Raw genomic sequence first — 24,698 nt, 5'->3', positions numbered from 1 at the left:
ACCGGGGTTGCGGTTGCCTTACGACCTGCCAATGTGTCGGGAACCACCCAACTGTGATGTGTCGAATTGGTGCGGTGTCGGTCGCGGTCGCTAATCTCTTCCGAGTGACTTCGGGTGGTGGCGGTTCGCTTCGTGCATGGCAGCGTAGGGCTCTCACCAAGTATTTGACGTCGAAGCCACGGGACTTCCTCGCGGTCGCCACGCCCGGTGCCGGTAAGACCACGTTCGCGCTGCGTATCGCCGCCGAACTGCTCACCGACCGCACCGTGGACCAGGTGACCGTGGTCGCGCCGACCGAGCACCTCAAACACCAGTGGGCGGCGTCGGCGCAGCGCAGCGGACTGCAACTCGATTCCAACTTCTCGAACTCAACGGGCTCCACATCGTCGGATTACCACGGTGTGGTGGTCACCTATGCCCAGGTGGCCTCGCATCCGTTCAAACATCGGGTGCGCACCGAGAACCGGCGCACCCTGGTGATCTTCGACGAGATCCACCATGCCGGTGACGCCAAGAGCTGGGGCGAGGCGGTCGAGGAGGCGTTCGGCGACGCCACCCGACGTCTGGCGCTGACGGGTACGCCGTTCCGCAGCGACGATTCGAAGATTCCGTTCGTGAGCTACGAACCCGACGAGTCGGGTTTCGAGAAGTCGCGCGCCGACCACACCTACGGCTACTCCGAGGCCCTCGCGGACGGTGTCGTGCGTCCGGTGGTCTTCCTCGCCTACAGCGGCGACGCGCACTGGCGCGACAGCGCGGGCGAGGAGTATCAGGCCCGCCTGGGTGAACCGCTGAGCGTCGAACACACCGCCCGCGCCTGGCGTACCGCGCTCGACCCCGCCGGTGACTGGATGTCGAAGGTGCTCACCGCCGCCGACACCCGCCTGCGGCAACTGCGCGCCACCGGCATGCCGGACGCGGGCGGCCTGGTGATCGCCACCGACCAGGAGAAGGCCCGCGACTACGCCGAACTGATCGAGCACATCTCCGGCAGCAAGCCGACCGTCGTGCTCTCCGACGATCCGGGCTCCTCCGACCGCATCGACCAGTTCAGCCGGAACACCGACCCGTGGATGGTGGCGGTGCGCATGGTGTCCGAGGGCGTCGACGTGCCGCGGCTGGCCGTGGGCGTGTACGCCACCTCCGCATCGACGCCGCTGTACTTCGCGCAGGCCATCGGGCGGTTCGTGCGTGCGCGCAGACCCGGGGAGACCGCGAGCGTGTTCCTGCCGTCGGTGCCGGTGCTGCTCGACCTGGCGGCGCAGCTGGAGATCCAGCGCGACCACGTGATCGGCAAACCGCATCGGGAGGCCAGCGCCCTCGAGGACGAACTGCTCATCGACGCCAACCGGCAGAAGGACGAGCCGGGGGAGGAGGAGCGCGCATTCGTCGCCCTCGCCGCCGACGCCGAACTCGACCAGGTCATCTACGACGGTGACTCCTTCGGTACCGCGACCTTCGCGGGCAGCGACGAAGAGGCCGACTACCTCGGCATTCCCGGGCTGCTCGACGCCGATCAGATGCGGGCGCTGTTGCGCGATCGGCAGACCCGGCAGTTGCAGGAGCGCAGTGCGGCGGTGGACACCGCGGTGCGACCGGAATCGGGGGCCGGGATCACCGCGGCCACCGAGCGGGCGGCGACCGCCGACCGGCTCGGGGAACTGCGTCGGGAGCTGAACAGTCTGGTGGCGATGCATCATCATCGGACGGGCAAGCCGCACGGGGTGATTCACGGCGAGCTGCGGCGCGAATGCGGGGGACCGCCCACGGCGCTGGCGACCGCCGACCAGCTCGAGCAGCGGATCGCCGCACTGCGCAGGATGTAGCCGCGGCGTCGCGATTGCCGGTTGCGACAGGGTTGCTATTAGCCTTGTCCGGTGACTTCTCCGAGCACCCTGCGGTCGGGTGCGCTCTCCCTGGCGTCCAGCGTCGTCATCGGTGTGGCCTCCGCCGGGCCCGCGTACAGCATTACCGCCACGCTCGGCCTGGTGGTCGCGGCGGTGGGGTTGCAGGCTCCGGTCATCGTGCTGCTGGCGTTCGTGCCGATGCTGCTGGTGGCCATCGGATACCGGGATCTCAATGCGGTGGAACCGGATCCGGGGACCAGCTTCGTGTGGGCGACGCGGGCGTTCGGGCCGTTCACGGGATGGATGGCCGGGTGGGCGATCGTGGTGTCGGATCTGCTGGTGATGGCGAGCCTGGCCCAGATCAGCGCGCAGTACACCTTCCTGCTGGTGGGGGCCGAGGGGATCGGATCGGATGCCACCAGCTGGTGGGTGTTGTTGCTGGGGATTGTCTATCTGGTGGTCATGACCGCGGTGGCGGTGGCCGGGATCGACGTGTCGGCGCGGTTGCAGTCCTGGCTGCTGGCCATCGAGTTCGTAATCCTGGTGCTGTTCGCGGTGGTCGCGCTGGTACGGGTGTTCCTCGGGCACGCGGCGGCGGGGGCGGCGACGCCGAGCTGGGAGTGGTTCGACCCGTTCGCCATCGGCTCGTTCAACGACTTCGTGACCGCGCTGCTGCTCATGGTGTTCATCTATTGGGGCTGGGATTCGGCGGTCTCGGTGAATCAGGAGACGGTGGATCCGCGCCGTACGCCGGGTCGGTCGGCGGTGCTGTCCACCATCACCCTCGTCGCGCTGTACCTGGTGGTGACGGTGGCGGCACAGGCGTTCGCGGGCGACGGCACCGAGGGGCTCGGGCTGGCCAATCCGGAGCACGTCGACGATGTGCTCGGCGCGCTCGGCACCGCGGTGTTCGGTGCGGGGCCGGTCGGCTCGTTCCTGGTGCACCTGCTGTTCCTCATGGTGCTCACCTCCGCCGCGGCCTCCACCCAGACCACGATCCTGCCGACCGCGCGCACCACCTACTCCATGGCGCTGCACCGGGCGCTGCCGGAGGCGTTCGGCCGTATCCATCCACGCTTCCGCACCCCGATCGTGTCGACGGTGGTGTTCGGTGCGCTGTCGGTGTTGCTCTACGTGGCGCTGAACTTCGCCTCCGGCGGGCGGCTCATCGCCGACGCGGTGACGGCGATCGGTATCTCCATCGGCGTCTACTACGGCCTCACCGGTGTCGGTTGCGCCTGGCTGTACCGGCACGAATTCCCCTCCGACCGCAGGGCTCTCGTCATGAAGGGGGTGCTGCCCGCGCTGGGTGGCGGCATGCTGCTGTTCGCGGCGGGCTGGACGGCGGTCACCTCGTGGCAGGCCGACTACGGCGATTCCGCCTGGACGCTGCCCTTCCCGCCGCACTGGCAGATCGGCGGTGTGTTCCTGCTCGGCGTCGGGACCCTGCTGCTCGGCATTCCGCTGTATCTGCTGCTCGCCAGGTCCATGCCGCCGTTCTTCCGCGGCGAGGTGCTGGCGCGGCGGCTGCCCGAGCCCTCGGAGCGCATCGTCGAATCGGATATGTCGCCGCGCGTTTGAGGCTGGAAGTCGCCGGGCGGCAGCGGATTCGCGGTCAGGGTGCCGGTACCGGCCAGGCCGCCATGGCGGTGTCGATGGAGCGTTGCAGCTCGCTGTCGTCCACGCCGTCGCGGGCCTGGATGGACAGCCCGTATAGCACGGTCGCGTAGAAGGCGGCGAGGGCGTCGACGTCGGTGTCCGGCGGCAGATCCCCGTCGGCGACACCGCGTTCCAGCCGCCGCCGGATGTCTTCGGTTGTGCTCCTGCGCATCTCGATGAGGAAGTCGCGGACGGCGGTATTGCGGGTGGTGTAGGTGGAGCCCGCCAGCACCACCATGCAGCCGCGCGGGGAGCCGGGGGTGGTGTAGGAGCGGGCGTTGTCGCGCAGCATGGCCTCGATGGCGGCGCGGGCGGTGGGCTCCTCGCGCAGGGCGCGTTCGGTCAGGCCGCCCTCGGTGCGGCCGTAGAGCGCGACGGCCTCGCGGAACAGCGCCTCCTTGCCGCCGAAGGCCGCGTAGAGGCTGGGGGAGTTGATGCCCATGGCGGTGGTGAGGTCGGTCATGGACGCGCCCTCGTAGCCGTGCTCCCAGAACACCTCCATGGCGCGCCGCAGCGCGATGTCGCGGTCGAACGCCCGTGGCCGTCCGCGTTCCGCCATGGCGAACTCCTTTCTGTGTCGATCGTTAAATATACCCCTTGACGCGACCGCCCGGCCTCTGCTTGGGTATTTATGTACTGATCGACACAAAAAGTGATGGAGGGTTCCGATGTCGGATCTGACGGGCAAGGTGGCGCTGGTGACCGGTGGCAGCCGGGGGATCGGCGCGGCGATCGCCCGCGCGCTCGCCGTCGCGGGCGCGGATGTGGCGCTGACGTATCAGGCCAATGAGGTGCTGGCGAAGAACATGGTGGCCGAACTCGAGGCGCTGGGTCGTCGGGCCGTGGCCATTCGGGCCGACAGCGCCGACGCCATCGCGGTGGCCGCCGCCGTCGACCGCGCCGCCGCCGAGCTCGGCCGGCTCGATGTGCTGGTCAACAACGCGGGCATCTTCCCGGCCCAGCCGTTCGAGGAGTTCACCGTCGACGAGATCGACAACGCCCTGCACATCCACGCCCGCGCCCCGTTCGTCGCCGCGCAGGCCGCGCTGAAGTATCTGACCGAGGGTGGCCGCATCATCAGCATCGGCACCAACCTGGTCGAGCACGCGCCATTCGGCGGACTGACGCTCTACAACCTGAGCAAATCGGCCCTCAACGGTTTCACCAAAGCCCTTGCCCGCGAACTCGGCCCGCGCGGCATCACCGTCAATCTCATCCAGCCCGGCTCCACCGACACCGATATGAACCCGGCCGACAGCGATCACGCCGTGGGGCAGGTCCAGCTCACCGCCCTGGGCCGCTTCGGTGCGGCCACCGATATCGCCGCCGCCGTCACCTATCTCGCGAGCGATTCCGCCCGCAGCGTCACCGGCGCGTTCCTCACGGTCGACAGCGGAACGAACGCCTGACCCGCGGCCGGTCGCGACTCGGCCCAGCGGCTGGGAGAAGCGGGATGGTCGCCCCACGGATGGGCGAAGTCGCCATCGCGCACGCCGTGCTCCTGGGAGACGCGGGGATGCGCGACGGTGATTTCCACGGTCGCCCAGCCGCGCCGACCGTAGTCAGGCGAGGTCGAAGAACCGGGCGGGATCGAGACTGTCGATGGGGGTCCAGCGGGCCGGGGCGGGCTCCGGGCCCTCCTCGGTCGCGCCGCCCGTGCGGTAGCCCTGGAGGTCCAGGGCCAGCCAGGGATTCTCGTCCACCATGCGAGCGAGGGTGTAGCAGGTGGCGAGCATGTGGACGCAGCGCGTGGTGCGGGCGCGGCAGGAGCAGTCCGCACTGGTGAGGGTGGGTGCCAGGGTGATGCCTGTGGCGCGGATCGCCGCGTGCATCTCGTCGGTCGGGGTCAGCGCACCGGCGGGGACGAGTTCGGCGATGGTGCGGGTGGCGGCCCCGGTCAGCGGCGCGAACTCCAGGTAGGTGACCGACGCCTCGGAACCGCGGTGGATGGTGGCGCGCACCACGGTGTGCTCGATCTCCGTCCGCACCCCGCCGTGCCGGGCGATGCTGCGGGCGCGGGGGAGCAGCGGTTCGGGTCTGGTGACCGAGAGCGGTTCGGCCAGGCGCACCCAGTCCATGCCCCAGGTCGTGAAACCGAATTCGTTGTCGGGCATATCAGTTGCCTCGCTTCCGGCGCAGCAGTTCCATGAGTCGGTCGTCGTCGAGGCGGGCCAGGGTCGCCACCCCGGCGGCATCGGACAGGTCGGTGAGCGCCGATTTGCGATCGTGCATGCCCGCGATGTGCTCCTCGATGGTGGTGCCCGAGGTCAACGTGGTCACGGTGACGGTGCGGGTCTGTCCGATGCGATGCGCGCGATCGGATGCCTGCGCCTCCACCGCCGGATTCCACCAGCGGTCGAAATGCACCACATCCGCCGCCCGGGTGAGCGTCAGCCCCGTCCCGGCCGCCTTCAGGCTCAGCACGAGAACCGGTGGGCCGTCGGCGGATTGGAATCGGCGCACGATCTCGGCGCGCTCCTGCTGGTTCAGCCCGCCGTGGAAGAACGGGGCCGCCACCCCGAACCGCTCGGCGCACAGCCGCACCAGCAGCTCCCCGGTGCGCCGGTACTGGGTGAACACCAGTGTCGGCGCGCCGACCTCCACATTGTTGGCGAGAATATCGGCGCACACGTCGAACTTGCCCGAGCGCCCGGACAATTCGTCCAGCTCACCGGTGACGAGCCCGGGATGGTTGCACACCTGCTTCAGCTCGGTGAGCACCGCCAGCACGCGCGTGTGCCGCTGCGCGCCGGAACCGAAGCCCGCCGCCTCGGCGCGATCGAGCAGTCGGTCGTAGAGCCGCTCCTGTTCGGCGGTCAGATCGCAGACCAGATCGCTGTGGATCTTGGGCGGCAGGCTCGCGGCCACCTGGGCCTTGCGCCGCGCCAGCAGCACCGGTTCGATGGCGTCGCGCAGCCGCAGCACCGCCTCGGCCGACCCCTCGTGCACGGGCCGCACGAATCGCCGCCGGAACTGCGCGCGGTGGGTGAACTCCGCGGGCACCACCAGGTTGAGCAGCGCCCACAGTTCGTCGAGGTGGTTCTCCACCGGCGTACCGGTGAGCGCCACCCGTACCGCGGCGTCGATGGCCCGTGCCGCCTTGGCCACCTGGGTGCGCGGATTCTTCAAGACCTGCGCTTCGTCGAATACCACCGCGGACCAGTGCGATGCGGCCAGGGCGGGGCCGTGTCCGCGCAGCGTGGGGTAGCCGGTGACCACCACCGTGTCCGAGGTGGCGCGCGGCGGCTGCCCGCCCCGCCAGGCCACGGCGCGCAGGCCGGGTGCGAATCGTTCGATCTCGTGCACCCAGTTGCCGACCAGGGAGGTCGGACACACCACCAGCTGCGGCCCCTCGCTCGCCCGCCCCAGCAGGAAGCCGATGGCCTGCACGGTCTTGCCGAGGCCCATCTCATCGGCCAGCACCGCGCCGCCGTGCGCGGCGGTCGTCTCCCGCAGCCAGGTGATGCCGCGGGCCTGGTACGGCCGCAGTTCCGCCTTCAGGCCCGAGCGCAGTTCGCCGGCCAGCGCCACCGTCTCCCGCAGGGTGCGCAGCGCCCGGTCGGCGGACACCACGGCCGTCCCGGCCGCATTGGGCACCGCGTGCGCGGCGGCGGGCAGCGGGCCGGGCGTGTCGGTGAGCGCGGCCAGCCATGCGCGGCCGGATGTCGCCAGGCCGGGCAGCGTCAGCGTCGGGAGTCGCTCGGGTTCGACCAGCGCGCATTCGACCTCGGCGATCTCGATCCGCCGCCCGGACGGCACGGCCAGCGCGACGGTCTCCCGCTCCCCGATCCCGCGCGGGCCGGCGCCGGGGGCGGTTCCGGCCCAGGTCCAGAGGGCGAACATGTGCCGGTCCGGCAGGTAGGTGACGTGGATGGCGGACAGGGGACACCTCGATTCGGTTCGTGTCAAGTCGGCGGGCGGAGAGCACGACAGCGGGCGACCGTGTGGTCGCCCGCTGTCGGGTTTTCTGTTGGGAAGATTCAGTTGTCGAGCGGACCCCTCGCGTTCATGTACCGCGAGGCGGAGGAGCTGATTACAGCGCCGGTGCCGACTCCGTGTCGATCACGGCTTCGAGCTCACGAAGACGATCCATGTGCTCATTGGCGTGATGCTGGCAGAAGAGCAACTCTCCACCACCGGGAAGGGTCGCGCGCACGCGCGCGCCTGCCCCGCAGCGGTCGCAACGGTCGACCGCGGTCAGTGGGGTGCTAGTCAGGGTTCCTGGCATGACTCCTCCGTCCTGGCTCCGGGTGCTCACACACCGTTCGCCTGGTGTGGGGCTCACGGACCTCTCCGTGAGCTCGCTACCGCTACTTCCCAGCAGTGGCTATGACTACTTTGTCAGACGTTCGGGACGGGGGCTTTGTTCCCGAGAATGTTTCTTTGTGTTCTCGCTAACACGACCTGCGGTTTCGCTAGAAGCGAACAGCCCGAGGCCGCATTCGCGAAACGCCGATATCACCCTCCGGAACAGGCCGATCCATTTGTCTTACCGGGAGACTACCCGGGGGCATCGACACTCACACTCCGATTGGATATCGGCACGGACTCGGTAGCAAACGCGAGTAGCATCTGTTTCAGAACCAGGACTCGTCCAGGTCCAGAGTGGTCCGGTCGCGCGAGACCAGCAGGTCGAACAGCGGACCGGTGCGGGGCAGCTCCCAGTTGAAGAAGTAGCGAGCCGCCGCCCGCTTGCCGAGTGCGAAGGCGTCGCCGCCGCGGGCAACCAGGGACTGCTGCAACCAGATCCAGGCCAGCACCACATGCCCGACCGCCTCCAGATAGGCCGCGGAGTTGGCCAGCGCGGGCTCCGGATCGAGGTCCTGCCACAGCGTGGCGGTGGTGGTGGCGACCCGGCCCGCCGCCAGGTCCAGGGCGTCGGCGAAGGCGGTGAGCTCCTCGTCGCCGGTGTCGCGCGCGGCGGTCACGGTGGTCGCGATGGCGTCGACCAGAGCGGTGAGCGCGCTGCCCCCGTCGGCGGTGACGGCCCGGCCCAGCAGATCCAGGCTCTGAATGCCGTGCGTCCCCTCGTGAATGGGGTTGAGCCGGTTGTCGCGATAGTGCTGTTCGACGTCGTAGTCGCGGGTGTAGCCCGCACCCCCGAGCACCTGGATGGCGAGGTCGTTGGCGGTCAGGCACCACTGGGACGGCCAGCTCTTGGCGATCGGGGTGAGGATGCGCAGCAGCACGGCGGCGCGCTCGGCGTCGGTGCCGGTGCGCAGATCGTCGACCAGCTTGGCGCAGTACAGCTGTAGGGCGAGTGCGCCCTCCGCGTACGCCTTCTGCGCCAGCAGCATCCGCCGCACATCCGGATGCCGCACGATGGGCACCTGCGCGCCGTCGCGCACCCCCTGCGGGCGGCCCTGCGGTCGATCGCGGGCGTAGTCCAGGGATTTCAGGTATCCGGTGTAGCCCAGGGCGGTGGCGGCCAGACCGACGCCCAAGCGCGCCTCGTTCATCATCGAGAACATGTACGCCAGACCGCGATTGGGCTCCCCGACCAGGTAGCCGACGGCACCGGCGGCCCCGCCGGGGGTGTAGCGGCCGTCGCCGAAGACCGGCGCGGTATTGACGGTGCCGCGCCAGCCCATCTTGTGGTTGATGCCCGCCAGCACCACGTCGTTGCGCTCACCGGGCGTGCCGTCGGCGGCGGGCAGGTATTTGGGCACGATGAACAGCGAGATCCCGCGGGTGCCCGCGGGCGCGTCGGGCATCCGGGCCAGCACCAGGTGCACGATATTGTCCGAGAGTTCGTGATCCCCACCGGAAATCCACATCTTGCGCCCGAACAGCCGGTAGCTGCCGTCCTGCTGGGGGACCGCGCGGGTGGTGATGTCGGCGAGGTTGGATCCGGCGTGCGGCTCCGACAGCGCCATGGTGCCGAAGCTGCGGCCGTCGAGCATGGGGCGCAGGAAGCGGTCGACCTGCTCCGGGCTGCCGTGCGTGGCAAGCAGATTGGCATTGCCGACGGTGAGCAGCGCGTACCCGGTGGTGCCCACGTTCGCGGCGTGGAACCAGGACATGCAGGCGGTGAACACGCTGTAGGGCAGCTGCATGCCGCCGACCTCGTAATCCATGGCCGCGCCGATCAGCCCGGCAGCGGCGAAGGCCCGCAGCGCCTCGCCCACCGCGGGGATGATGTGCACCTTCTCGCCGTCGAAGGTGGGCTCGTGCAGGTCGCTGTCGCGGTTGTGCGGCGCGAAGTACCGGGCGGCGAGATCCTGGCTCAGTCGCAGCACCTGGTCGAAGGTGTCACGCGAGTGGTCGCCGTAGCGTTCCCGCGTCGTCAGCGACTCCACGTCCAGCCACTCGTAGAGCAGGAATTCGATATCGCGGGCGGACATGATGAGCGACGGGTTCATGGCCACCGGTCTATCAGAGACCTCGCGTCGTGGACACCGCTAGCGTGACGGGCATGGCATCCGACGCACCCGACCACACCGGCCCGCTCCTGCACATCTGTTCGCGGGAGGAATGGGCGGCGGCGCGGGCGGCCGGGGAACTGCGCGCCCCCTCGCTGGCCGAGGCCGGCTTCATCCATCTGTCCGCACCGCATCAGGTGCACCTGCCCGCCGAACGCCTGTTCGCGGGCCGCCGGGATCTGGTGCTGCTGTGGCTGGACCCGACCCGCCTGGCCGATCCCGTGCGCTGGGAGCCGGGCGTGCCGACCGATCCGGAATCGATGCGGTTTCCGCATCTCTACGGGCCGTTGCCGGTGGCGGCGGTCGTCGAGGTCACCGACTTCCGGCCCGGCCCGGAGGGTCGCTTCGTGCCGGTGGAGATGCCGCGGGGGGATCTGTCCTAATCTGGACGTCGTGAACGTCGACGTTACCGCGCTGCCCGGCATCGGTGTGCGGAAAGATTTCGAGTCCCGCGGCGGTCGCCGGATCGGAGTGGTGGTGCACCGTGACGGGGGTATCGACCTGATCGTGGCGCAGCGCGACGATCCCGATGCCTGCCTGGCCCAGGTGCCGCTGACCACCGACGAGGCGGCGGTGCTGGCCAACCTGCTCGGCGCGCCGCAGCTGGTGGAGAGCCTCAAGGAAGACCATCGCGATCTGCCCGGCATCACCACCCGGCAGCTTCCCATCATCAACAACTCGCCGTACCGGGGGCGGATGCTGGGGGAGACCGGGATGCGCACCCGCACCAAGGCATCCATCGTGGCGGTCATGCGGGCCGGGCAGCTGCATCCCTCACCCGGGCCGGATTTCGTCCTGGATTCCGGTGATCTGCTCGTCGTGGTCGGCACACCGCAGGGCCTGGACGCGGCCGCGCGCATCCTCGCCGACGGCTGAGCGGCGTGGATGCGACGGCGCTAGGACTCGTCGAACTCGGCGCGATCTTGTTCGCGCTCGGCTGGATGGGCCGGATCGCCGGACGGTTCGGCATGTCGCCCATTCCGCTCTACCTGCTGGGCGGGCTCGCCTTCGGCACCGGCGGGATCGTGGAGATGCACGCCGCCGCCGAATTCGGCCATCTCGCCGGGGAGATCGGCGTGGTGCTGCTGCTGCTCCTGCTCGGGCTGGAGTACACGGCCGCGGAACTGGTGACCGGGCTGCGGCGGTCCTGGCTGGCCGGTCTGCTCGATATCGTCGCCAACGCCACCCCCGGTGTGCTGGTGGCACTGTTGCTCGGCTGGGGCACGGTCGGCGCGATCACCATGGGCGGGGTCACCTACATCTCGTCCTCGGGCATCGTGGCGAAGGTCCTCACCGACCTGGGCCGGCTCGGCAACCGCGAGACGCCGGTGATCCTGTCCATCCTGGTCTTCGAAGACCTGGCCATGGCGGTGTACCTGCCCATTCTCACCGTGATGCTGGCCGGGCTGGGTTTCGCCGCCGGGTTGCAGACGCTCGGCATCGCCATGCTGGCCATCACCGTGGTGCTGGTGGTCGCGCTGCGCTACGGCCGGTACGTCTCGGCCGTCGTGGACAGCGAGGACCGGGAGGTGTTCCTGCTCAAACTGCTGGGCGCGGCGCTGCTGGTCGCGGGGGTGGCCTCGGCGCTGAACGTCTCGGCCGCGGTCGGCGCGTTCCTGCTCGGCATCGCCATCTCGGGATCGACCGCCCAGCAGGCGGCGAAACTGCTGGAGCCGTTGCGGGATCTGTTCGCTGCCATCTTCTTCGTCGCCTTCGGTCTCAATACCGACCCCCGCGCCATTCCGCCGGTGCTCGGCTGGGCGGTCGCACTGGTCGTGGTCACCACCCTGACCAAGGTGGGCACTGGGTGGTGGGCGGCCAAGCGGCAGGGCATCCGGCGGATGGGCCGGGCGCGTGCGGGCGCGGCGCTGGTGGCCCGCGGCGAATTCTCGATCGTCATCGCGGGACTGGCGGTGACCATGGGCGGCGTCGACGGTGAACTCGCCGCGCTGGCCTCGGCCTACGTGCTACTGATGGCGGTGCTCGGGCCGATCGCCGCCCGGCTGGTCGAACCCGCCGTCGCCTTCATCAAGCAGGACCGGCCTCGGGCCGAGCCCGTCGGGCGCTGACTCGCGTTCCAGCCGCCGGGCGGCGAGGACCGCCGTCCCGGCGATGAGGAAGCCGATGGTCATGGCCAGCACGTGGCCGTAGTCGGTGAAGGTGCGCCCGCGCACCGCCGCCCCCACGTAGACGAGGATCAGCAGGCCCGCCCACAGCAGTCGCGGCACGCCGCGCACCCGGAAGGTCAGCGCCGCCAGCACGGCCGAGATGCCGTAGCTGGGGCCGACATCCGAGGCCAACGCCACCCGCAGCGGAATCAGGTGATGGTCCACGGCGTAGGCGATGCCGGTGACGGTGGTGAGCGTGGCCCCGACATGCCCGATGGTGAAGACGCCGATCCAGCGCAGGGTGCCCAGCCAGCGTTCGGCGGCGGCCATCACCGTCAGGAAGGTGATGATGAACTCCCACGGGAAGTCGCCGTCCACCCAGAACGCCGAGGCCACCAGCACCTGAACGGGGTCGCGGCGCATATTCGCGAGGTTGGTGGAGGCCGAGAAGATGATGTGCCGATCGGTGATCTCGTTCGCGCCCCGCAGCGTCCAGTAGGTGACGAAGAGAGTGAAGGCGTAGCAAACGCTGGCCGGTGCCGCCGCCAGGTGGTCGCGCACCGCCCGTGCCGCCCGCCGTGACCGGTGCGGTCGCCGCCACCGGCTCCGCAGCCGACGCAGCTCGTCGGCGATGTCGATGGTCCGGGTCCACGGGGAGCGGTACCGGTGCGGCACGGGCGGCATAGCTGCGATTGTGCTCGGTCCGCGACCGGGCGGCACGCAGGCGGTTCCGTAACGCGGCGTCATGCCGACACAAACTCGTAGTTACACGTCAGCAATATGGGTCCGGAGGATCTACAGGTCAGCCCTTTGGGCGTTTGACCAACCGAGTACGAGGGGTACGGGCAACCTGCATGACGACTGCTTCGAGGCCGACGGCGGACAGCGCCGAGGACTATCTGGCCAAGCGGACCCTGCGCTCCGGATCGGCGGGCTGGCTGCTGCTGGCCGGGCTCGGCGTGAGCTATGTGATCTCCGGTGACTATTCCGGATGGAATTTCGGCCTGGCCGAAGGGGGATTCGGTGGGCTCCTGATCGCCACCGTGGTGATCGCGGGCATGTACCTGGCCATGGTGCTGGGCATGGCCGAGCTGTCGGCGGCCCTGCCCGCGGCGGGCGGCGGCTACACCTTCGCCCGCCGGGCACTCGGGCCGTGGGGCGGATTCGCCACCGGCACCGCGGTTCTCATCGAATACGCCATCGCACCCGCGGCCATCGCCACCTTCATCGGCGCGTACGTGGAATCGCTGAACCTGTTCGGGATCACCGACGGCTGGTGGGTGTATCTGGCGGTGTACGCGCTGTTCATCGGCATCCACCTCACCGGGGCGGGGGAGGCGCTGAAGGTGATGTGCGCGATCACGGTGATCGCGCTGATCGGCCTGGTGGTGTTCGCGGTGGCCGCCTGGGGTCGTTTCGATCTGGGCAATCTCACCGACATCCCCGTCGATACGGGGGCGGCGGGGGCCTCGGAGTTCCTGCCGTTCGGCGCATTCGGCGTGTGGGCGGCGGTGCCGTTCGCCATCTGGTTCTTCCTGGCCGTCGAGGGGGTGCCGCTGGCCGCGGAGGAGGCGCGCGAGCCGGAGAAGAACGTGCCCAAGGGCATTATCGCCGCCATGCTGGTGCTGCTGGTGACCGGCGGCAGCGTACTGGTGCTGTCCACGGGAGCGATTGGCGCGCAGGCACTCTCGACCTCCGGCAATCCGCTGGTGGAGGCGCTGGGCAGCGGTGGCGCGGCGACGGCGGTGAACTACATCGGTCTGGCGGGGTTGGTGGCGAGCTTCTTCTCCATCGTCTACGCCTACTCACGGCAGACCTTCGCACTGTCGCGGGCCGGATACCTGCCGACCAGCCTGTCGGTCACCAACGCACGCAAAGCGCCGACACTCGCACTCGTCGTGCCCGGCGTGATCGGCTTCGGACTGTCGCTGACCGGCGAGGGCGCGATGCTGCTGAACATGGCCGTCTTCGGCGCGGCACTCAGCTACGTGCTCATGATGGTGAGCCATATCGTGCTGCGGGTCCGCGAGCCCGGCATGCGGCGGCCCTACCGCACCCCGGGCGGCGTGGTGACCACCGGATTCGCACTCGTGATCGCCTGCGTGTCCGTGCTGGCGACCTTCCTGGTCGATCCGGCGGCCGCGGGCGCGACGTTGGCCGCGTTCTGCGCCTTCATGCTCTATTTCGCCCTGTACAGCCGGCATCGGCTGGTCGCGGCCTCACCCGATGAGGAGTTCGCGATCCTGGCCCGCGCCGAGAAGGAGCTCGAATGACGGTGTACCAGCAGCGCATCGGCGGTGTGAGCCACCGGTTCGACGGTCTGGTCGAGCTGTTGGCCAAGGCCACGCCGCGCCGCAGCGGTGACGAATTGGCCGGGTGCGCGGCACATTCCGACGCCGAGCGGGCGGCGGCGCAGTGGGCGCTGGCGGAGGTGCCGCTGCTCACCTTCCTGAACGAGCCGGTGGTGCCGTACGAGAGCGACGAGGTCACCCGGCTCATCATCGACACCCACGATCGCATCGGGTTCCAGCAGATCTCACACCTCACCGTGGGCGGGCTGCGGGATTGGCTGCTGGCGGTGGCCGCCACCGAACACGCGGCCGCCGCCCTCGCCGCCGTATCACGCGGTCTCACCCCGGAAATGGTGGCGGCGGTCAGCAAGCTCATGCGCAATCAGGACCTCATCGCGGTGGCCGCGGCCACCGAGGTGCGGGCCGGATTCCGCACCACCGTGGGACTTCCGGGCACGCTGGCCACCCGCTTGCAGCCCAACCATCCCACCGACGATCCGCGCGGCATCGCGGCGGCGGTACTGGACGGGTTGCTGCTCGGCTGTGGCGACGCGGTGATCGGCATCAATCCGGCCACCGACTCACCGCGAGCCACCGCGGATCTGCTGCACCTGCTCGACGAGGTGCGGCAGCGGTTCGACATTCCGACGCAGTCGTGTGTGCTCTCGCACGTCACCACCACGCTCGGGCTGATCGAGGCGGGCGCCCCGGTGGACCTCGTCTTCCAATCGGTGGCCGGTACCGAGGGCGCGAATTCCGGGTTCGGGGTGGATATCTCACTGCTGCGGGAGGCGAACGCGGCCGGGCGCGCACTGGGCCGGGGGACGGTCGGCGACAATGTCATGTACCTGGAAACCGGTCAGGGGTCGGCGCTGTCGGCGGGCGCGCATCTCGGTACCGGCGGGAAGCCGGTGGACCAGCAGACCCTGGAGACCCGCGCCTACGCGGTCTGCCGCGACCTCGATCCGCTGTTGGTGAATACGGTGGTCGGGTTCATCGGGCCCGAGTACCTCTACGACGGCAAGCAGATCATCCGCGCCGGACTCGAGGACCACTTCTGCGGGAAGCTGCTGGGCCTGCCCATGGGCGTGGACGTCTGCTACACCAACCACGCCGAGGCCGACCAGGACGATATGGACACCCTGCTGACGCTCCTCGGCGCGGCGGGCGCGGCCTTCGTCATCGCGGTGCCCGGGGCCGACGACGTCATGCTCGGCTATCAGAGCCTGGCCTATCACGATGCCCTGTACGTGCGAAAGGTGCTGGGGCTGCGGCCCGCTCCCGAGTTCGCGGGCTGGCTGGACCGGCTCGGCATGCTCGACGCCGATGGCCGGGTGCGGCCGGTCGAACCGCTCGCCTCACCCCTGCGCGCCCTGGCGAGTGCGTCATGAGGCCCGTCCACACCGATACCGTTCACACCGATACCGTCCACACCGATACGTCGGAGGAGTTCTGGGCCGAGCTGCGGCGCACCACCCAGGCGCGCATCGGACTCGGACGCACCGGGGATGCCCTGCCCACCCGACAGGTGCTGGAGTTCCGGGCCGCGCACGCGGCGGCGCGGGACGCGGTGCACACCCCGCTCGCGGTGGACGACCTGGCCGCCCGGGTGGCGGAGGTCGGCTTGGGCCGACCGGTCCACGTGCTCAGCCGCGCGGCGGACCGCTCGGAGTATCTGCGCCGCCCCGACCTCGGGCGTCTGCCCGCGACCGAACAGGGTGCGGTCGACGGGGTGGACTCGATCGCGACGGATGCCGCCGGGTCGAGATCTACCGCAACGGGTTTCACCGCCGCGGATTTCGTCGAGGTGGATGGCACCCTGAAGAGTTCCATCGGGTCGGCGCGAGCGGCCGCGACCCGCGCCGAGGTCGGGGCGGCGTCGATGTCGTCGGTGGCTGGATTCGCCGATCGGCGGGCGGCGGCGGTCCCGAGTGCCCCCGCCGGGCACGGGATTTCGGCAGTGCCCAGCACGGGTGCCGATATAGGCTTCGTTCTCGCCGACGGCTTGTCACCCCGGGCGCTGACCGAGCACGGTGTGCCCATGTTGCGGGCACTGGTGGCGGTGCTGAGGGAACGCTACACCCTCGCCCCGCCGGTCATCGCCACCCAGGCGCGTGTGGCGCTGGGCGATCACGTCGGGGAAAGTCTGGGTGTCACAACGGTTCTGGTGCTCATTGGTGAACGCCCCGGCCTGTCGGTCGCCGACAGTCTCGGCATCTACCTCACCCACCGGCCGCGCCCGGGGCGGGCCGACTCCGAGCGCAACTGCATCTCCAACATCCATCCGCCGGAAGGGCTCGGCTACGAGCGCGCGGCGCGGGTGGCCGCGGGGCTGATCGAGGGTGCCCGCCGTCTCGGGCGCTCCGGCGTGGAGTTGAAGGACACCTCGGTGGGCGCGATCGGTTCCGCTGCCGACGCGCTGGTGCTCGAGGCGGGTGGCGCGTCGGTGTGAGCCGACGATGATCGCCTCCCCGTCTCTCGTGCGGGGGCGATCACCGTGTGCACCCGGTGTATCGGGTCAGAATGCCGCCAGTGCGCATGCGGCGAGGAAGACGCCCTGCACCACCGTTCGAGCGGGTAGCGGCATCGTCTTGACCCCGCCGCCGTTGCGCGCGGCGCGAATATTGGCCGGGAACATGATGATCAGCAGCGCCGCCAGGCAGAGTGCGGCGACCGGTGCCACCGGCGGCAGCAGCAGGCCCACCGCGCCGGCCGCCTCCAGGACACCGGTGAGGGTCACCATCGCCGCCGCGTTGGGGAAGGCCGGCGGCACCATGGCGATCAGCGCCTCCCGTTTGGGCTGGGTGAAGTGGGCGCTCGCGGTGAGCAGGAACATGGCGGCCAGGCCGATGCGCGTGGCATGCGGCCAGGAGTCGAGCCAGTCGATACCGAGCAGGCCGGCGAGGCGGGACAGTCCGGTGACGACGATGAGGGCGATGAGTGGCGCCATGGGGCACTCCTGACTGGGCGAACAGCGGAACTTGACAGTGGATAGATTAGGGCGAGCGCCGGGAACTTGTCAATGACAAGATTTGCCGCCAGGATGGGAGGATGACCAAGCGCGCCTATCACCACGGCGATCTGCGCGCCGCGCTGCTGCGGGCCGCGGCCGAACAGATCGCCCAGGACGGCGTGGACGCGGTATCGCTGCGCGCCCTCGCACAACGGGCCGGAGTCTCGCACGCCGCGCCCGCCCACCACTTCGGCAACAAACAGGGACTGCTCACCGAACTGGCCGTCGAGGGGTTCGAGCTGCTGGCGGCGGAACTGGCCGGCGCGGCAGGGGACTTCCGGGCCGTGGCGCTCGCCTACATCGGTTTCGCCCGGCGCTGGCCCGGCCATTTCGACGTCATGTTCCGCCGCGACCTGCTGTGTGTCGACGATGCGCGGCTGATCGCGGCGCGCAGCCGCTCCGGGGCGGAATTACGTTCCGGTATAGCGGAATTGGGTCTCGAACCGGAGGGCCGCCGGGCTGGACGGCTGGCGGCCTGGTCGCTGGTGCACGGTTTCGCGCATCTGTGGCGCGAGGGTGCGCTGGTGGGCTCGGAACTAGACGGCGACGATCCCGAGGCGTTGGCGCTGGCCATGGTGTCGGCCGTTCGATTCGAGAGCGGACACGCCGACTGACCGGGCGCCGGCGCTCAGGGCATCGGATTCGATCGCAGATCCAGTCGGCGCATCACCCGGTCCACCACATCCGGCGGGACACCCGGCTCGCGGCGGGCCGTCAGGGCTGCCGTGCGGCCCGCCTCCATGACCTCGTGGGTGATCCTGCGCATCTGCGTGGTGAACCTGAGGGTCTTGTCGGTGGTGATGCGGGCCTTGTCGTCGGCGGCTTCCGGATCGGCCTGGGCGAGGCGGCGCTCGAAGGATTCGCGCAGGCGGACGTAGACGTCCTCGGGCAGGTCCTCGGTGGTCGAAATCTGTTTCAGGCGCGCCAGTTCCGCGTTCAGCACCCGGGTCCACAGTTGGCGTTCCAGGGTGCGCTCGAGTTCGGTGTCGGCGTGCACACCGGTCGCGCGCACCACGGCGGGCAGCGTCGGTCCCTGGAGCAGCAGGGTGAACAGCACGACGGCGAAGGCGGTGAAGAGAATCTCGGTGCGGCCGGGGAAGGGTTCGCCGTCGTCGGTGGTGAACGGCACGGCCAAGGCCAGGGCGACGGTCGCCACCCCGCGCATACCGGCCCACCAGGTGACCAGGGTTTCCCGCCAGGTGTACGGCTCATCCTTGTCGCGGGTGCGCCACCAGCCTCGGAAGACTGCGGTGGTGCCCAGCAGCCACAGCAGGCGCAGCCCGACCACCACCGCCACCACGGCCGCCGCGCCGGTGAGCAAGCGCGGCCAGTCCGGGCCGGCGGTGCGCAGCACAGTGCTCAACTCCAGGCCGATGAGACCGAAAGCGAAGCCGGTGACCAGCATTTCGGTGATCTCCCAGAAGGAGTCGCCCACCGTCCGATAGGCGCTGTCACTGAAATCCGTTGCCGCGTCGGTGAGATACAGCGCGCACACCAGCACCGCCAGCACACCGGAACCGCCGCGGGCGTCGGCAATGCCGTAGGCCGCGAAGGGCAGCAGCAGACCCAGCGCCACCTGCCACGGCGCTTCGCCCAGCCGCTTCATGAGCATGCCGCCCAGCCAGCCCAGCGCCAAACCCACGCCCACCGCGACCAGCGCCGACAGCACGAACTCCCCGGCCGCGCTCCACGCCGAGAAGGTGCCGGTGGCCACCGCCTGGATGGCCACCGTGTAGATGACAATGGCGGTGACGTCGTTGAAAAGCCCCTCACCCTCGAGCACCGACACCAGGCGGCGCGGCAGCCCGAGTTTGCCCGCCAGCGCCGAGACCGCGACCGGATCGGGCGGCGCGACCAGCGCGCCCAACGCCACCGCCGCGGCGATCGGCACCGTCGGGAACATCTCGTGGAACACCCAGGCCGTGGCGGCCGTGGTCACGACGACCAGCACCACCGCCCGCATGACGATGGCGCTCCAGTTGTCGGCGAACTGCCGCCACGAGGTGCGCCGTGCCTGGGCGTAGAGCAGCGGCGGCAGCACCATCGGCAGAATCAGCTCCGGGTCGATGTGGATCTCCGGCACCGAGGGAATGAGGGCCAGCACACACCCGAAGGCCGTCATGAGCACGGCCGGAGCCTGGCCTATCCGCTTGCCCAGCGGCTGCGCCAGGATCGTCGCGAACAGGACCAGGAAGATCAACTCCAACTGGTGATGCACCCCAGCCAGTTTGCTGTCGATGCGCTGGATTGTCGAACAGGCTCCCTCGGCCCGCTAGGGTCGGGCGTATGCGTCGCCTCCTGTTCGCGCTGTGCGTGCTGCCCGCCGGGCTGGCCGCGCTGTTGGAGTTGAATGCCACGGGGTCGCTGGTGTGGACGGGCGTGGACGCGGGCGGGGCGGCGCTGGGCAGCTGGGCCTGCTGGACGGCGGCGCGGGAGGACGCGGTGCCGCTCACCCGGCGGGCCGCGGTGGTGGCCGCGCTGGCCGGGCCGGTGCTCGCGATCATCGCGGTGAGCCTGTGGCCGCAGGGCATGCAGGGTTGGGCGGTGGCCTCGGCGTGGGTGGCCGTCGTCGCGAGCGGGGTGGCCGCGTCGCGGATCGTCACCGTCGCCGACGCCGGGCTCACCGGCGCGCTGGCGGTCGCCGCGGTCGGATCGGCCCTCGCCCTGCGGACCGACGACGTGCCGACGGCCGTGCTGGTCATCACCATTCCGACGGTCACCGCGCTGGGAATCGGGCTGCTCGTGCGGGCACAGCGCCAACGGCTGGTGGCCGAGCGCGGCGCGGCCGTCGCGGGCGAACGTGCCCAGATGGCAAGGGAATTGCACGATGTCATCGCCCACGAGGTGATGGGGATGGTGGTGCTGGCGCAGGCCGCGCAGGCGGGAGCGGGGGAGCGGACCCGCCCGCTGCTGGAGCGCATCGAACGGTCGGGGCGGCGGGCGCTGGGCGATATCCGGTCGCTGGTCGACACCCTGGGCGACGGTGCGGGCGCCCGCGACACCTACGACCTCGACGATCTGGTCTCGCGCTTCGCCGATACCGTCGCCGCCGAGGTGGTGTCGGACATCGACCCGGAGGTGCGCGACGGCGGGGTGGCCGATGCGGTGGTGCTGGCGGCGCACCGGGTGCTGGCGGAGGCGTTCAACAACATTCGGCGCTACGCCGCCGACGCCAGCCGCATCGAGGCGGTGGTGCGGGTGCGCGGTGCCGAGCTGGCCGTCGAGGTGTGCGACAACGGTTCCGGGACAGCGGGATTGGGTGGCGGCAGCGGCACCGGGCTGACCGGGCTGGCCGCACGGGCGGCGGCCGTGGGCGGCACCGCCACCGCGGGTCGCCTGCGCGACGGCCGCTGGCGGGTGGCCGCGCGGCTGCCGGTCGACGGAAAGGCTGGAGGGATATGACGATTCGCGTACTCGTGGCCGACGATCAGGAGATGGTGCGCATCGGCTTCGCACTGATCCTCGACAGCGCGCCCGATATCGAGGTGGTGGCGCAGTGCGCCGACGGCGTCGCGGCGGTCACGGCCGTGCGGGAACACCGGCCCGAGGTGGCGCTGCTGGATATCCGGATGCCGCGGTTGGACGGCCTCCAGGTGTGCCGCCAGGTCAGCGGCGAGACGCGTGTGGTCATGGTGACCACCTTCAACGACGACGACTACGTCGATACCGCACTGGCCCACGGGGCGAGCGGATTCCTGCTCAAGGACTCCGGGCCGGATCTGTTGCTGGCCGCGGTCCGCGCGGCCGTCGCCGGGGACGCTCTGATCGGCCCGGAACTCACCACCGGTCTGCTGCGCCGCACCCACGCCCGCGCCGGTCGCCGGGTGCCGCCGGAGCTGGCGGCCGCGGTCGCCGCCCTGAGCCCGCGCGAATTGGAGGTGACCCGGTTGGTGGGGGAGGGTGCGACCAATGCGGAGATCGGGGAACGGCTGCATCTGTCGCTCGGCACGGTGAAAACCCATATCGCCAGCGTGCAGCGGCGGCTGTCGGCGCGGAACCGGGTGGAGGTGGCGGCCCGGGCGTGGCGGGCCGGGCTCATGGACTGAGATCGGCCGATCGGCGGAGGCGGGCGGACGGGTCCCGGCCATTCGGCCGATGCCGGGCGGGTGCCCCGGCGGCCAGCATGAGGATCATGCGACGACTGCCTGGCCTCGATGTCCTGCGCGGATTCGCGCTGTGCGGAATCCTGTTCGCCAACGCGCCCGCCATCCTGCGGCTTCATCCGGTGCGCGACGGTGCGCTCGACCCGGTCCCGCGGGTGCTGGAACTGGTCGTGTACGGGCGCTTCTTCCCGCTGTTCTCGCTGCTGTTCGGGATCGGCTTCGCGCTCATGTGGCGCTCGGCCCGCTGTCGCGCGGCGGCACCGCGCGTGGTGCTGCTGCGGCGGATTCTCGCGTTGGCGGCGCTGGGTGCGCTACATCAGCTGCTGCAACCGGGGGAGGCGCTGCTGCCGTACGCGATCGTGGGGCTGACGCTGTTGCTGCCGTCGACATTCCTGCCGCGGCGGTGGGCGGCCCCGGCGACCGGGGTGGCGGGTGCGCTGCTCACCGTCGCCGGAGCCGCGCTGGGCGGTGGCCTGGTGTTGGTTCCCGGTCTGTTCCTGCTGGGATTCGCGGCGGGTCTGGCCGATCTGCCGCGACGGTTGGAAAGCGTTGCGCGCCACGTCCTGCCGATGGCCGCGCTGGCGCTCGGGCCGGCCGCCGCCGCCGGAGTCCTGTGGCAGCTCGGGCATCCGGAGGCCGGTGCGGCGGTCGGGTTGATCATGGCGGCCACCTATGCCTGTCTCGTGCTGAGTCTCTCTCGCACAACGGGTTTCGCGGTGATGGCCGCGCTGCTCGCGGCGCTCGGCCGCACGGCGCTCACCAACTACGTGGCGGCCACCCTCATCGTGGTCGGCTTGCGCGTCGCCGCGCGCCCGCTCGGCATCGGGCCGGACGCGCCGCGGGCGTGGTCGCATACGGTCGTGCTGTGCGTACTGATCCTCGTGGTCCAGGGCGCGGTCTCCCGGTGGTGGCTGAGCCGCTTCGACCAGGGTCCGCTGGAGTGGTTGCTGCGCAAGGCGTCCTGGGCCGGGGCGGCCCCGGCGGTCAGGGCCGGTAGCGCGGCGGCGGCGTAGTCGTGGTCCGGGGTGGCGTCGGGCTGCCGCCCGCCAGCGACCACGGTTTGCTCTCCGGTTTCGGCGGCAGCATCTCGCGGCGGCTGCGCTCGTCCACCTCGGTCAGGCCCACGTGGATGAGCAGGACCAGGGTCACCATGCTCACCGAGATCATCAGCGGCGCAAGCAACTCCATGGCTCCCGCCCCGGCGGGCATGGTCGGGTCGGCGGCGTGGTGCGCGCTCATGGCCGCCATGCCGGTGTAGTGCATACCGCACACCGCCACCCCCATGATCAGGGCCGCTCCGATGGTGGCGAGGATGCCGTTGATGTGCAGCGTGAACCACAGCGCCACCGTCGCCGCGACCACCGCGATCACCATGGACAGCGTGACCAGCGCCGGGTCGTACCGCACGATCGCGTCCGACTTCATGGCGTACATCCCGGCGTAGTGCATCGCGCCCACGCCCGTTCCGGTGATCGTGCCGCCCACCGGCAATTCCCACCGCCCCCGCCGGTCCCGCGTCACGATGGACAATCCCAGCCACACCACCACCATGGCGATCCCGGCGCTCAACAGCGTGATGGGGACGTCGTAGCGGATCGTCGCCCCGTGAATCGAGAATCCGAGCATGGCGATGAAGTGCATCACCCAGATTCCGGTGCCCCCGATGGCCACCGCCGCCGCGATCAGCCACCCACGCCGTCCACCACCGGCCCGCGCGCGTGCCGTGCACCGCAAGCCGAGCAGCGACCCGGTGACGGACATGACGTAGGCCAGTACGGGCGTCACCCACCCGTAGCTGAAGTGATGAATTTCGAGCACACGAACTCCATTGCCGAAACGGGGCTTTGGCGCTTTCACCGCCGTGATCGAGCGCGAACCTTACCGCCCGGTAGCGGCTTTGTGAAATTGAAAGGGCATTTTTCCTCGAAACCTGTTCCAGTTGGCGATAGCTCGAAGTTTCCGCAGGTGACGAGCAATTCACGGGCGAACCACGCGGTGCCGCACGCGCTCGATTTGCCGGAACCGCCATAACGCGTGCCCACCGGCGGTGCGGCCGGTGTGCCGAACGCGGGCCGGTCGGCCGCCGCTCACCGACCCCCGCCGAGCGGATCAGGCGGGGCAGCGTCGGCCACCGCGCGTCCCCGCGGCGTGTATCGGCTGTCGGGCGGAGTCAGGGCACGATGACGGCCCGACCGCGCAGTGTGCCCGCGGCCAGTCGCCGATACGCCTCGGGCGCGTCGTCGAGGCTGAAGCGTTCCACCGCGATATCGAGGATGCCCTCGTGCGCCAGGTCCACCAGTTCGATCAGTTCCGCGCGTGAGCCCCAGTACGGTGCGCTGACCGCCGCTTCGTACGGGCTGATGCCGAAACCGACTCGGGCGGCTGACTTTCCGTCGCCGAGGCCGACGATGGTGACGTCGGAATCCACGCCCGCGACCGCCATGGCGATATCGACGGTGGGCTGATATCCGACGAAGTCGAGCACGAGGCTGGCCCCGAGCGGCCCGGTGATCTTGCGGACCTGCTCGGCCGCCTGCGCGTTCGACAGCACCGCCTCGTGCGCGCCCACCGATTTCGCGAACTCCAGCTTCTCGTCGCTGACATCGAGGGCGACCACGCGCGCCGATGACAGGTGCCGCAGCAGTTGGATGGCGACATGCCCGAGTCCGCCGCTGCCGATCACCACCGCCCACGAGCCCGGCCGCAACTTGCCCAGCGACCGCTTGATCGCGTGATACGGCGTCAATCCCGCATCGGTCAACGGCACCGTCGCCACCGGATCGAGGTCACCGATCGGCACCAGATGCCGCGGTGAATCGACGATCAGATACTCCGCGATCGCCCCGGGCGCACCCAGCCCCGGCGGGAAGATCCCCAGTTCCGCCGCCCGAGAACAGTAATTCTCCAGCCCCTGGGCGCAGAACCAGCACACGCCGCACCCCCACGGCCCGTACACCACCACGTTCGTCCCGACCTCGATCCCGCGCACCCCGGCACCGACGGCCGCGACCGTCCCCGCCCCCTCGTGCCCGAGCGTCAACGGCAGCGGAAACGGGAACGCGTCCGCGGGCATCGACATGACGAAATCATCGGAATGGCACACCCCCGCCGCGGTCACCGCGAGCAACACCTGCCCGGGCCCCGGCTCCGGCGTGGACACCTCCCGCACCTCGGGTTCGGAACCGACGGCCACATACTGGAGTGCCTTCATAGCTGTCCTCTCGGTCGAGTCACATGTGGTGCGCGCCTGAGAAA

General features: G+C 70.1%; 22 protein-coding genes and 2 pseudogenes. 14 read left to right on the top strand and 10 right to left on the bottom strand.

Features of this window, described 5'->3' with window-relative positions; translation table 11 throughout:
- Positions 1–56 precede the first annotated feature (56 nt).
- Together QMO76_RS24470 and QMO76_RS24465 are read left to right on the top strand one after the other, a co-directional pair.
- Positions 57–1,826, top strand: a complete 1,770-nt coding sequence (locus QMO76_RS24470) for a DEAD/DEAH box helicase (RefSeq protein ID WP_306363661.1) — start codon at positions 57–59, stop codon at positions 1,824–1,826.
- Between the two features lie 51 nt (positions 1,827–1,877).
- Positions 1,878–3,428 (top strand): APC family permease, encoded by a 1,551-nt coding sequence (locus QMO76_RS24465; RefSeq protein ID WP_306363660.1) that lies wholly within the window; start codon positions 1,878–1,880, stop codon positions 3,426–3,428.
- A gap of 34 nt (positions 3,429–3,462) precedes the next feature.
- Here QMO76_RS24465 and QMO76_RS24460 read toward each other — a convergent pair whose 3' ends face one another.
- Positions 3,463–4,065 carry a TetR/AcrR family transcriptional regulator gene (locus QMO76_RS24460; RefSeq protein WP_306363659.1) on the bottom strand — a complete coding sequence of 201 codons (603 nt, stop codon included), beginning with the start codon at positions 4,063–4,065 and terminating at the stop codon, positions 3,463–3,465.
- Between the two features lie 109 nt (positions 4,066–4,174).
- Here QMO76_RS24460 and QMO76_RS24455 point away from each other — a divergent pair, with 109 nt between their 5' ends.
- On the top strand, positions 4,175–4,915 hold the full coding sequence (locus QMO76_RS24455) for an SDR family NAD(P)-dependent oxidoreductase (RefSeq protein ID WP_306363658.1): 741 nt from the start codon (positions 4,175–4,177) through the stop codon (positions 4,913–4,915).
- Positions 4,916–5,068: 153 nt separating this feature from the next.
- Here QMO76_RS24455 and QMO76_RS24450 read toward each other — a convergent pair whose 3' ends face one another.
- The 4 genes from QMO76_RS24450 to QMO76_RS24435 all read right to left on the bottom strand — a co-directional run bounded on the left by QMO76_RS24450 (position 5,069) and on the right by QMO76_RS24435 (position 9,868).
- A complete protein-coding gene (locus QMO76_RS24450; RefSeq protein ID WP_306363657.1) occupies positions 5,069–5,620 on the bottom strand; it encodes a hypothetical protein in 552 nt (183 codons plus the stop codon).
- Position 5,621: 1 nt separating this feature from the next.
- The gene (locus QMO76_RS24445; protein WP_306363677.1) at positions 5,622–7,349 is read right to left on the bottom strand and encodes a DEAD/DEAH box helicase; all 1,728 of its coding nucleotides are present in this window, start codon (positions 7,347–7,349) and stop codon (positions 5,622–5,624) included.
- A 190-nt stretch (positions 7,350–7,539) separates the two neighbouring features.
- Positions 7,540–7,734 carry a hypothetical protein gene (locus QMO76_RS24440; RefSeq protein ID WP_029924071.1) on the bottom strand — a complete coding sequence of 65 codons (195 nt, stop codon included), beginning with the start codon at positions 7,732–7,734 and terminating at the stop codon, positions 7,540–7,542.
- 349 nt (positions 7,735–8,083) lie between these two features.
- Positions 8,084–9,868, bottom strand: coding sequence for an acyl-CoA dehydrogenase (locus tag QMO76_RS24435; protein ID WP_306363656.1), 1,785 nt, complete (start codon positions 9,866–9,868; stop codon positions 8,084–8,086).
- A 53-nt stretch (positions 9,869–9,921) separates the two neighbouring features.
- On the opposite strand from QMO76_RS24435, the gene QMO76_RS24430 reads away from it, so the two are divergent.
- From QMO76_RS24430 to QMO76_RS24420, 3 genes are read left to right on the top strand one after another with little or no spacing between them, the layout of a single operon-like run.
- A complete protein-coding gene (locus QMO76_RS24430) occupies positions 9,922–10,311 on the top strand; it encodes a DUF952 domain-containing protein (protein WP_306363655.1) in 390 nt (129 codons plus the stop codon).
- 10 nt (positions 10,312–10,321) lie between these two features.
- A complete protein-coding gene (locus QMO76_RS24425; RefSeq protein WP_306363654.1) occupies positions 10,322–10,804 on the top strand; it encodes a cation:proton antiporter regulatory subunit in 483 nt (160 codons plus the stop codon).
- A gap of 5 nt (positions 10,805–10,809) precedes the next feature.
- The gene (locus tag QMO76_RS24420; protein ID WP_306363653.1) at positions 10,810–11,997 is read left to right on the top strand and encodes a cation:proton antiporter; all 1,188 of its coding nucleotides are present in this window, start codon (positions 10,810–10,812) and stop codon (positions 11,995–11,997) included.
- On the opposite strand, the gene QMO76_RS24415 is transcribed toward QMO76_RS24420, so the two are convergent.
- Positions 11,896–12,720 (bottom strand): rhomboid-like protein, encoded by an 825-nt coding sequence (locus QMO76_RS24415; protein ID WP_306363652.1) that lies wholly within the window; start codon positions 12,718–12,720, stop codon positions 11,896–11,898. The two genes, QMO76_RS24420 and QMO76_RS24415, sit on opposite strands and share 102 nt — an antisense overlap.
- 170 nt (positions 12,721–12,890) lie before the next feature.
- Between QMO76_RS24415 and eat the strand changes: the two genes are divergently transcribed.
- The 4 genes and pseudogenes from eat to QMO76_RS24395 all read left to right on the top strand — a co-directional run.
- Positions 12,891–14,309, top strand: coding sequence for an ethanolamine permease (eat, locus tag QMO76_RS24410; protein WP_306363651.1), 1,419 nt, complete (start codon positions 12,891–12,893; stop codon positions 14,307–14,309).
- Complete coding sequence (locus QMO76_RS24405; RefSeq protein ID WP_306363650.1) at positions 14,306–15,718, top strand: ethanolamine ammonia-lyase subunit EutB; 1,413 nt, start codon at positions 14,306–14,308, stop codon at positions 15,716–15,718. The genes eat and QMO76_RS24405 overlap by 4 nt, the downstream gene beginning before the upstream one ends.
- Positions 15,715–16,035 (top strand): annotated as a pseudogene (locus QMO76_RS24400) (ethanolamine ammonia-lyase light chain EutC); the annotation flags it as partial. The gene QMO76_RS24405 and the pseudogene QMO76_RS24400, both read left to right, overlap by 4 nt.
- Before the next feature lie 240 nt (positions 16,036–16,275).
- Positions 16,276–16,779, top strand: a pseudogene (locus QMO76_RS24395) (ethanolamine ammonia-lyase light chain EutC); the annotation flags it as partial.
- Positions 16,780–16,845: 66 nt separating this feature from the next.
- Here the strand turns inward: QMO76_RS24395 and QMO76_RS24390 are convergent.
- A complete protein-coding gene (locus tag QMO76_RS24390; protein ID WP_306363649.1) occupies positions 16,846–17,277 on the bottom strand; it encodes a DoxX family protein in 432 nt (143 codons plus the stop codon).
- Positions 17,278–17,378: 101 nt separating this feature from the next.
- Here QMO76_RS24390 and QMO76_RS24385 point away from each other — a divergent pair, with 101 nt between their 5' ends.
- The gene (locus tag QMO76_RS24385; protein ID WP_306363648.1) at positions 17,379–17,954 is read left to right on the top strand and encodes a TetR/AcrR family transcriptional regulator; all 576 of its coding nucleotides are present in this window, start codon (positions 17,379–17,381) and stop codon (positions 17,952–17,954) included.
- A 14-nt stretch (positions 17,955–17,968) separates the two neighbouring features.
- On the opposite strand, the gene QMO76_RS24380 is transcribed toward QMO76_RS24385, so the two are convergent.
- Positions 17,969–19,558 carry a Na+/H+ antiporter gene (locus QMO76_RS24380; protein WP_306363647.1) on the bottom strand — a complete coding sequence of 530 codons (1,590 nt, stop codon included), beginning with the start codon at positions 19,556–19,558 and terminating at the stop codon, positions 17,969–17,971.
- A gap of 68 nt (positions 19,559–19,626) precedes the next feature.
- Here QMO76_RS24380 and QMO76_RS24375 point away from each other — a divergent pair, with 68 nt between their 5' ends.
- From QMO76_RS24375 to QMO76_RS24365, 3 genes are all read left to right on the top strand, one after another.
- Positions 19,627–20,742 (top strand): sensor histidine kinase, encoded by a 1,116-nt coding sequence (locus QMO76_RS24375; protein WP_306363646.1) that lies wholly within the window; start codon positions 19,627–19,629, stop codon positions 20,740–20,742.
- Positions 20,739–21,386, top strand: a complete 648-nt coding sequence (locus tag QMO76_RS24370) for a response regulator transcription factor (protein ID WP_306363645.1) — start codon at positions 20,739–20,741, stop codon at positions 21,384–21,386. The genes QMO76_RS24375 and QMO76_RS24370 overlap by 4 nt, the downstream gene beginning before the upstream one ends.
- 86 nt (positions 21,387–21,472) lie before the next feature.
- Positions 21,473–22,456: a DUF418 domain-containing protein gene (locus tag QMO76_RS24365; protein ID WP_306363644.1), complete on the top strand. Its 984-nt coding sequence runs from the start codon at positions 21,473–21,475 to the stop codon at positions 22,454–22,456.
- Here the strand turns inward: QMO76_RS24365 and QMO76_RS24360 are convergent.
- Positions 22,428–23,261 (bottom strand): MHYT domain-containing protein, encoded by an 834-nt coding sequence (locus tag QMO76_RS24360; protein WP_306363643.1) that lies wholly within the window; start codon positions 23,259–23,261, stop codon positions 22,428–22,430. The genes QMO76_RS24365 and QMO76_RS24360 overlap by 29 nt on opposite strands.
- Positions 23,262–23,613: 352 nt before the next feature.
- The gene (locus QMO76_RS24355; RefSeq protein WP_306363642.1) at positions 23,614–24,654 is read right to left on the bottom strand and encodes an NAD(P)-dependent alcohol dehydrogenase; all 1,041 of its coding nucleotides are present in this window, start codon (positions 24,652–24,654) and stop codon (positions 23,614–23,616) included.
- Between the last annotated feature and the right edge of the window lie 44 nt (positions 24,655–24,698).

The organism is Nocardia sp. CC227C (assembly GCF_030767025.1).
Classification (GTDB): Bacteria; Actinomycetota; Actinomycetes; order Mycobacteriales; family Mycobacteriaceae; genus Nocardia.
The sequence above is the reverse complement of the archived record's forward strand: the minus strand, read 5'-3'. Positions and strand labels throughout refer to the sequence as shown.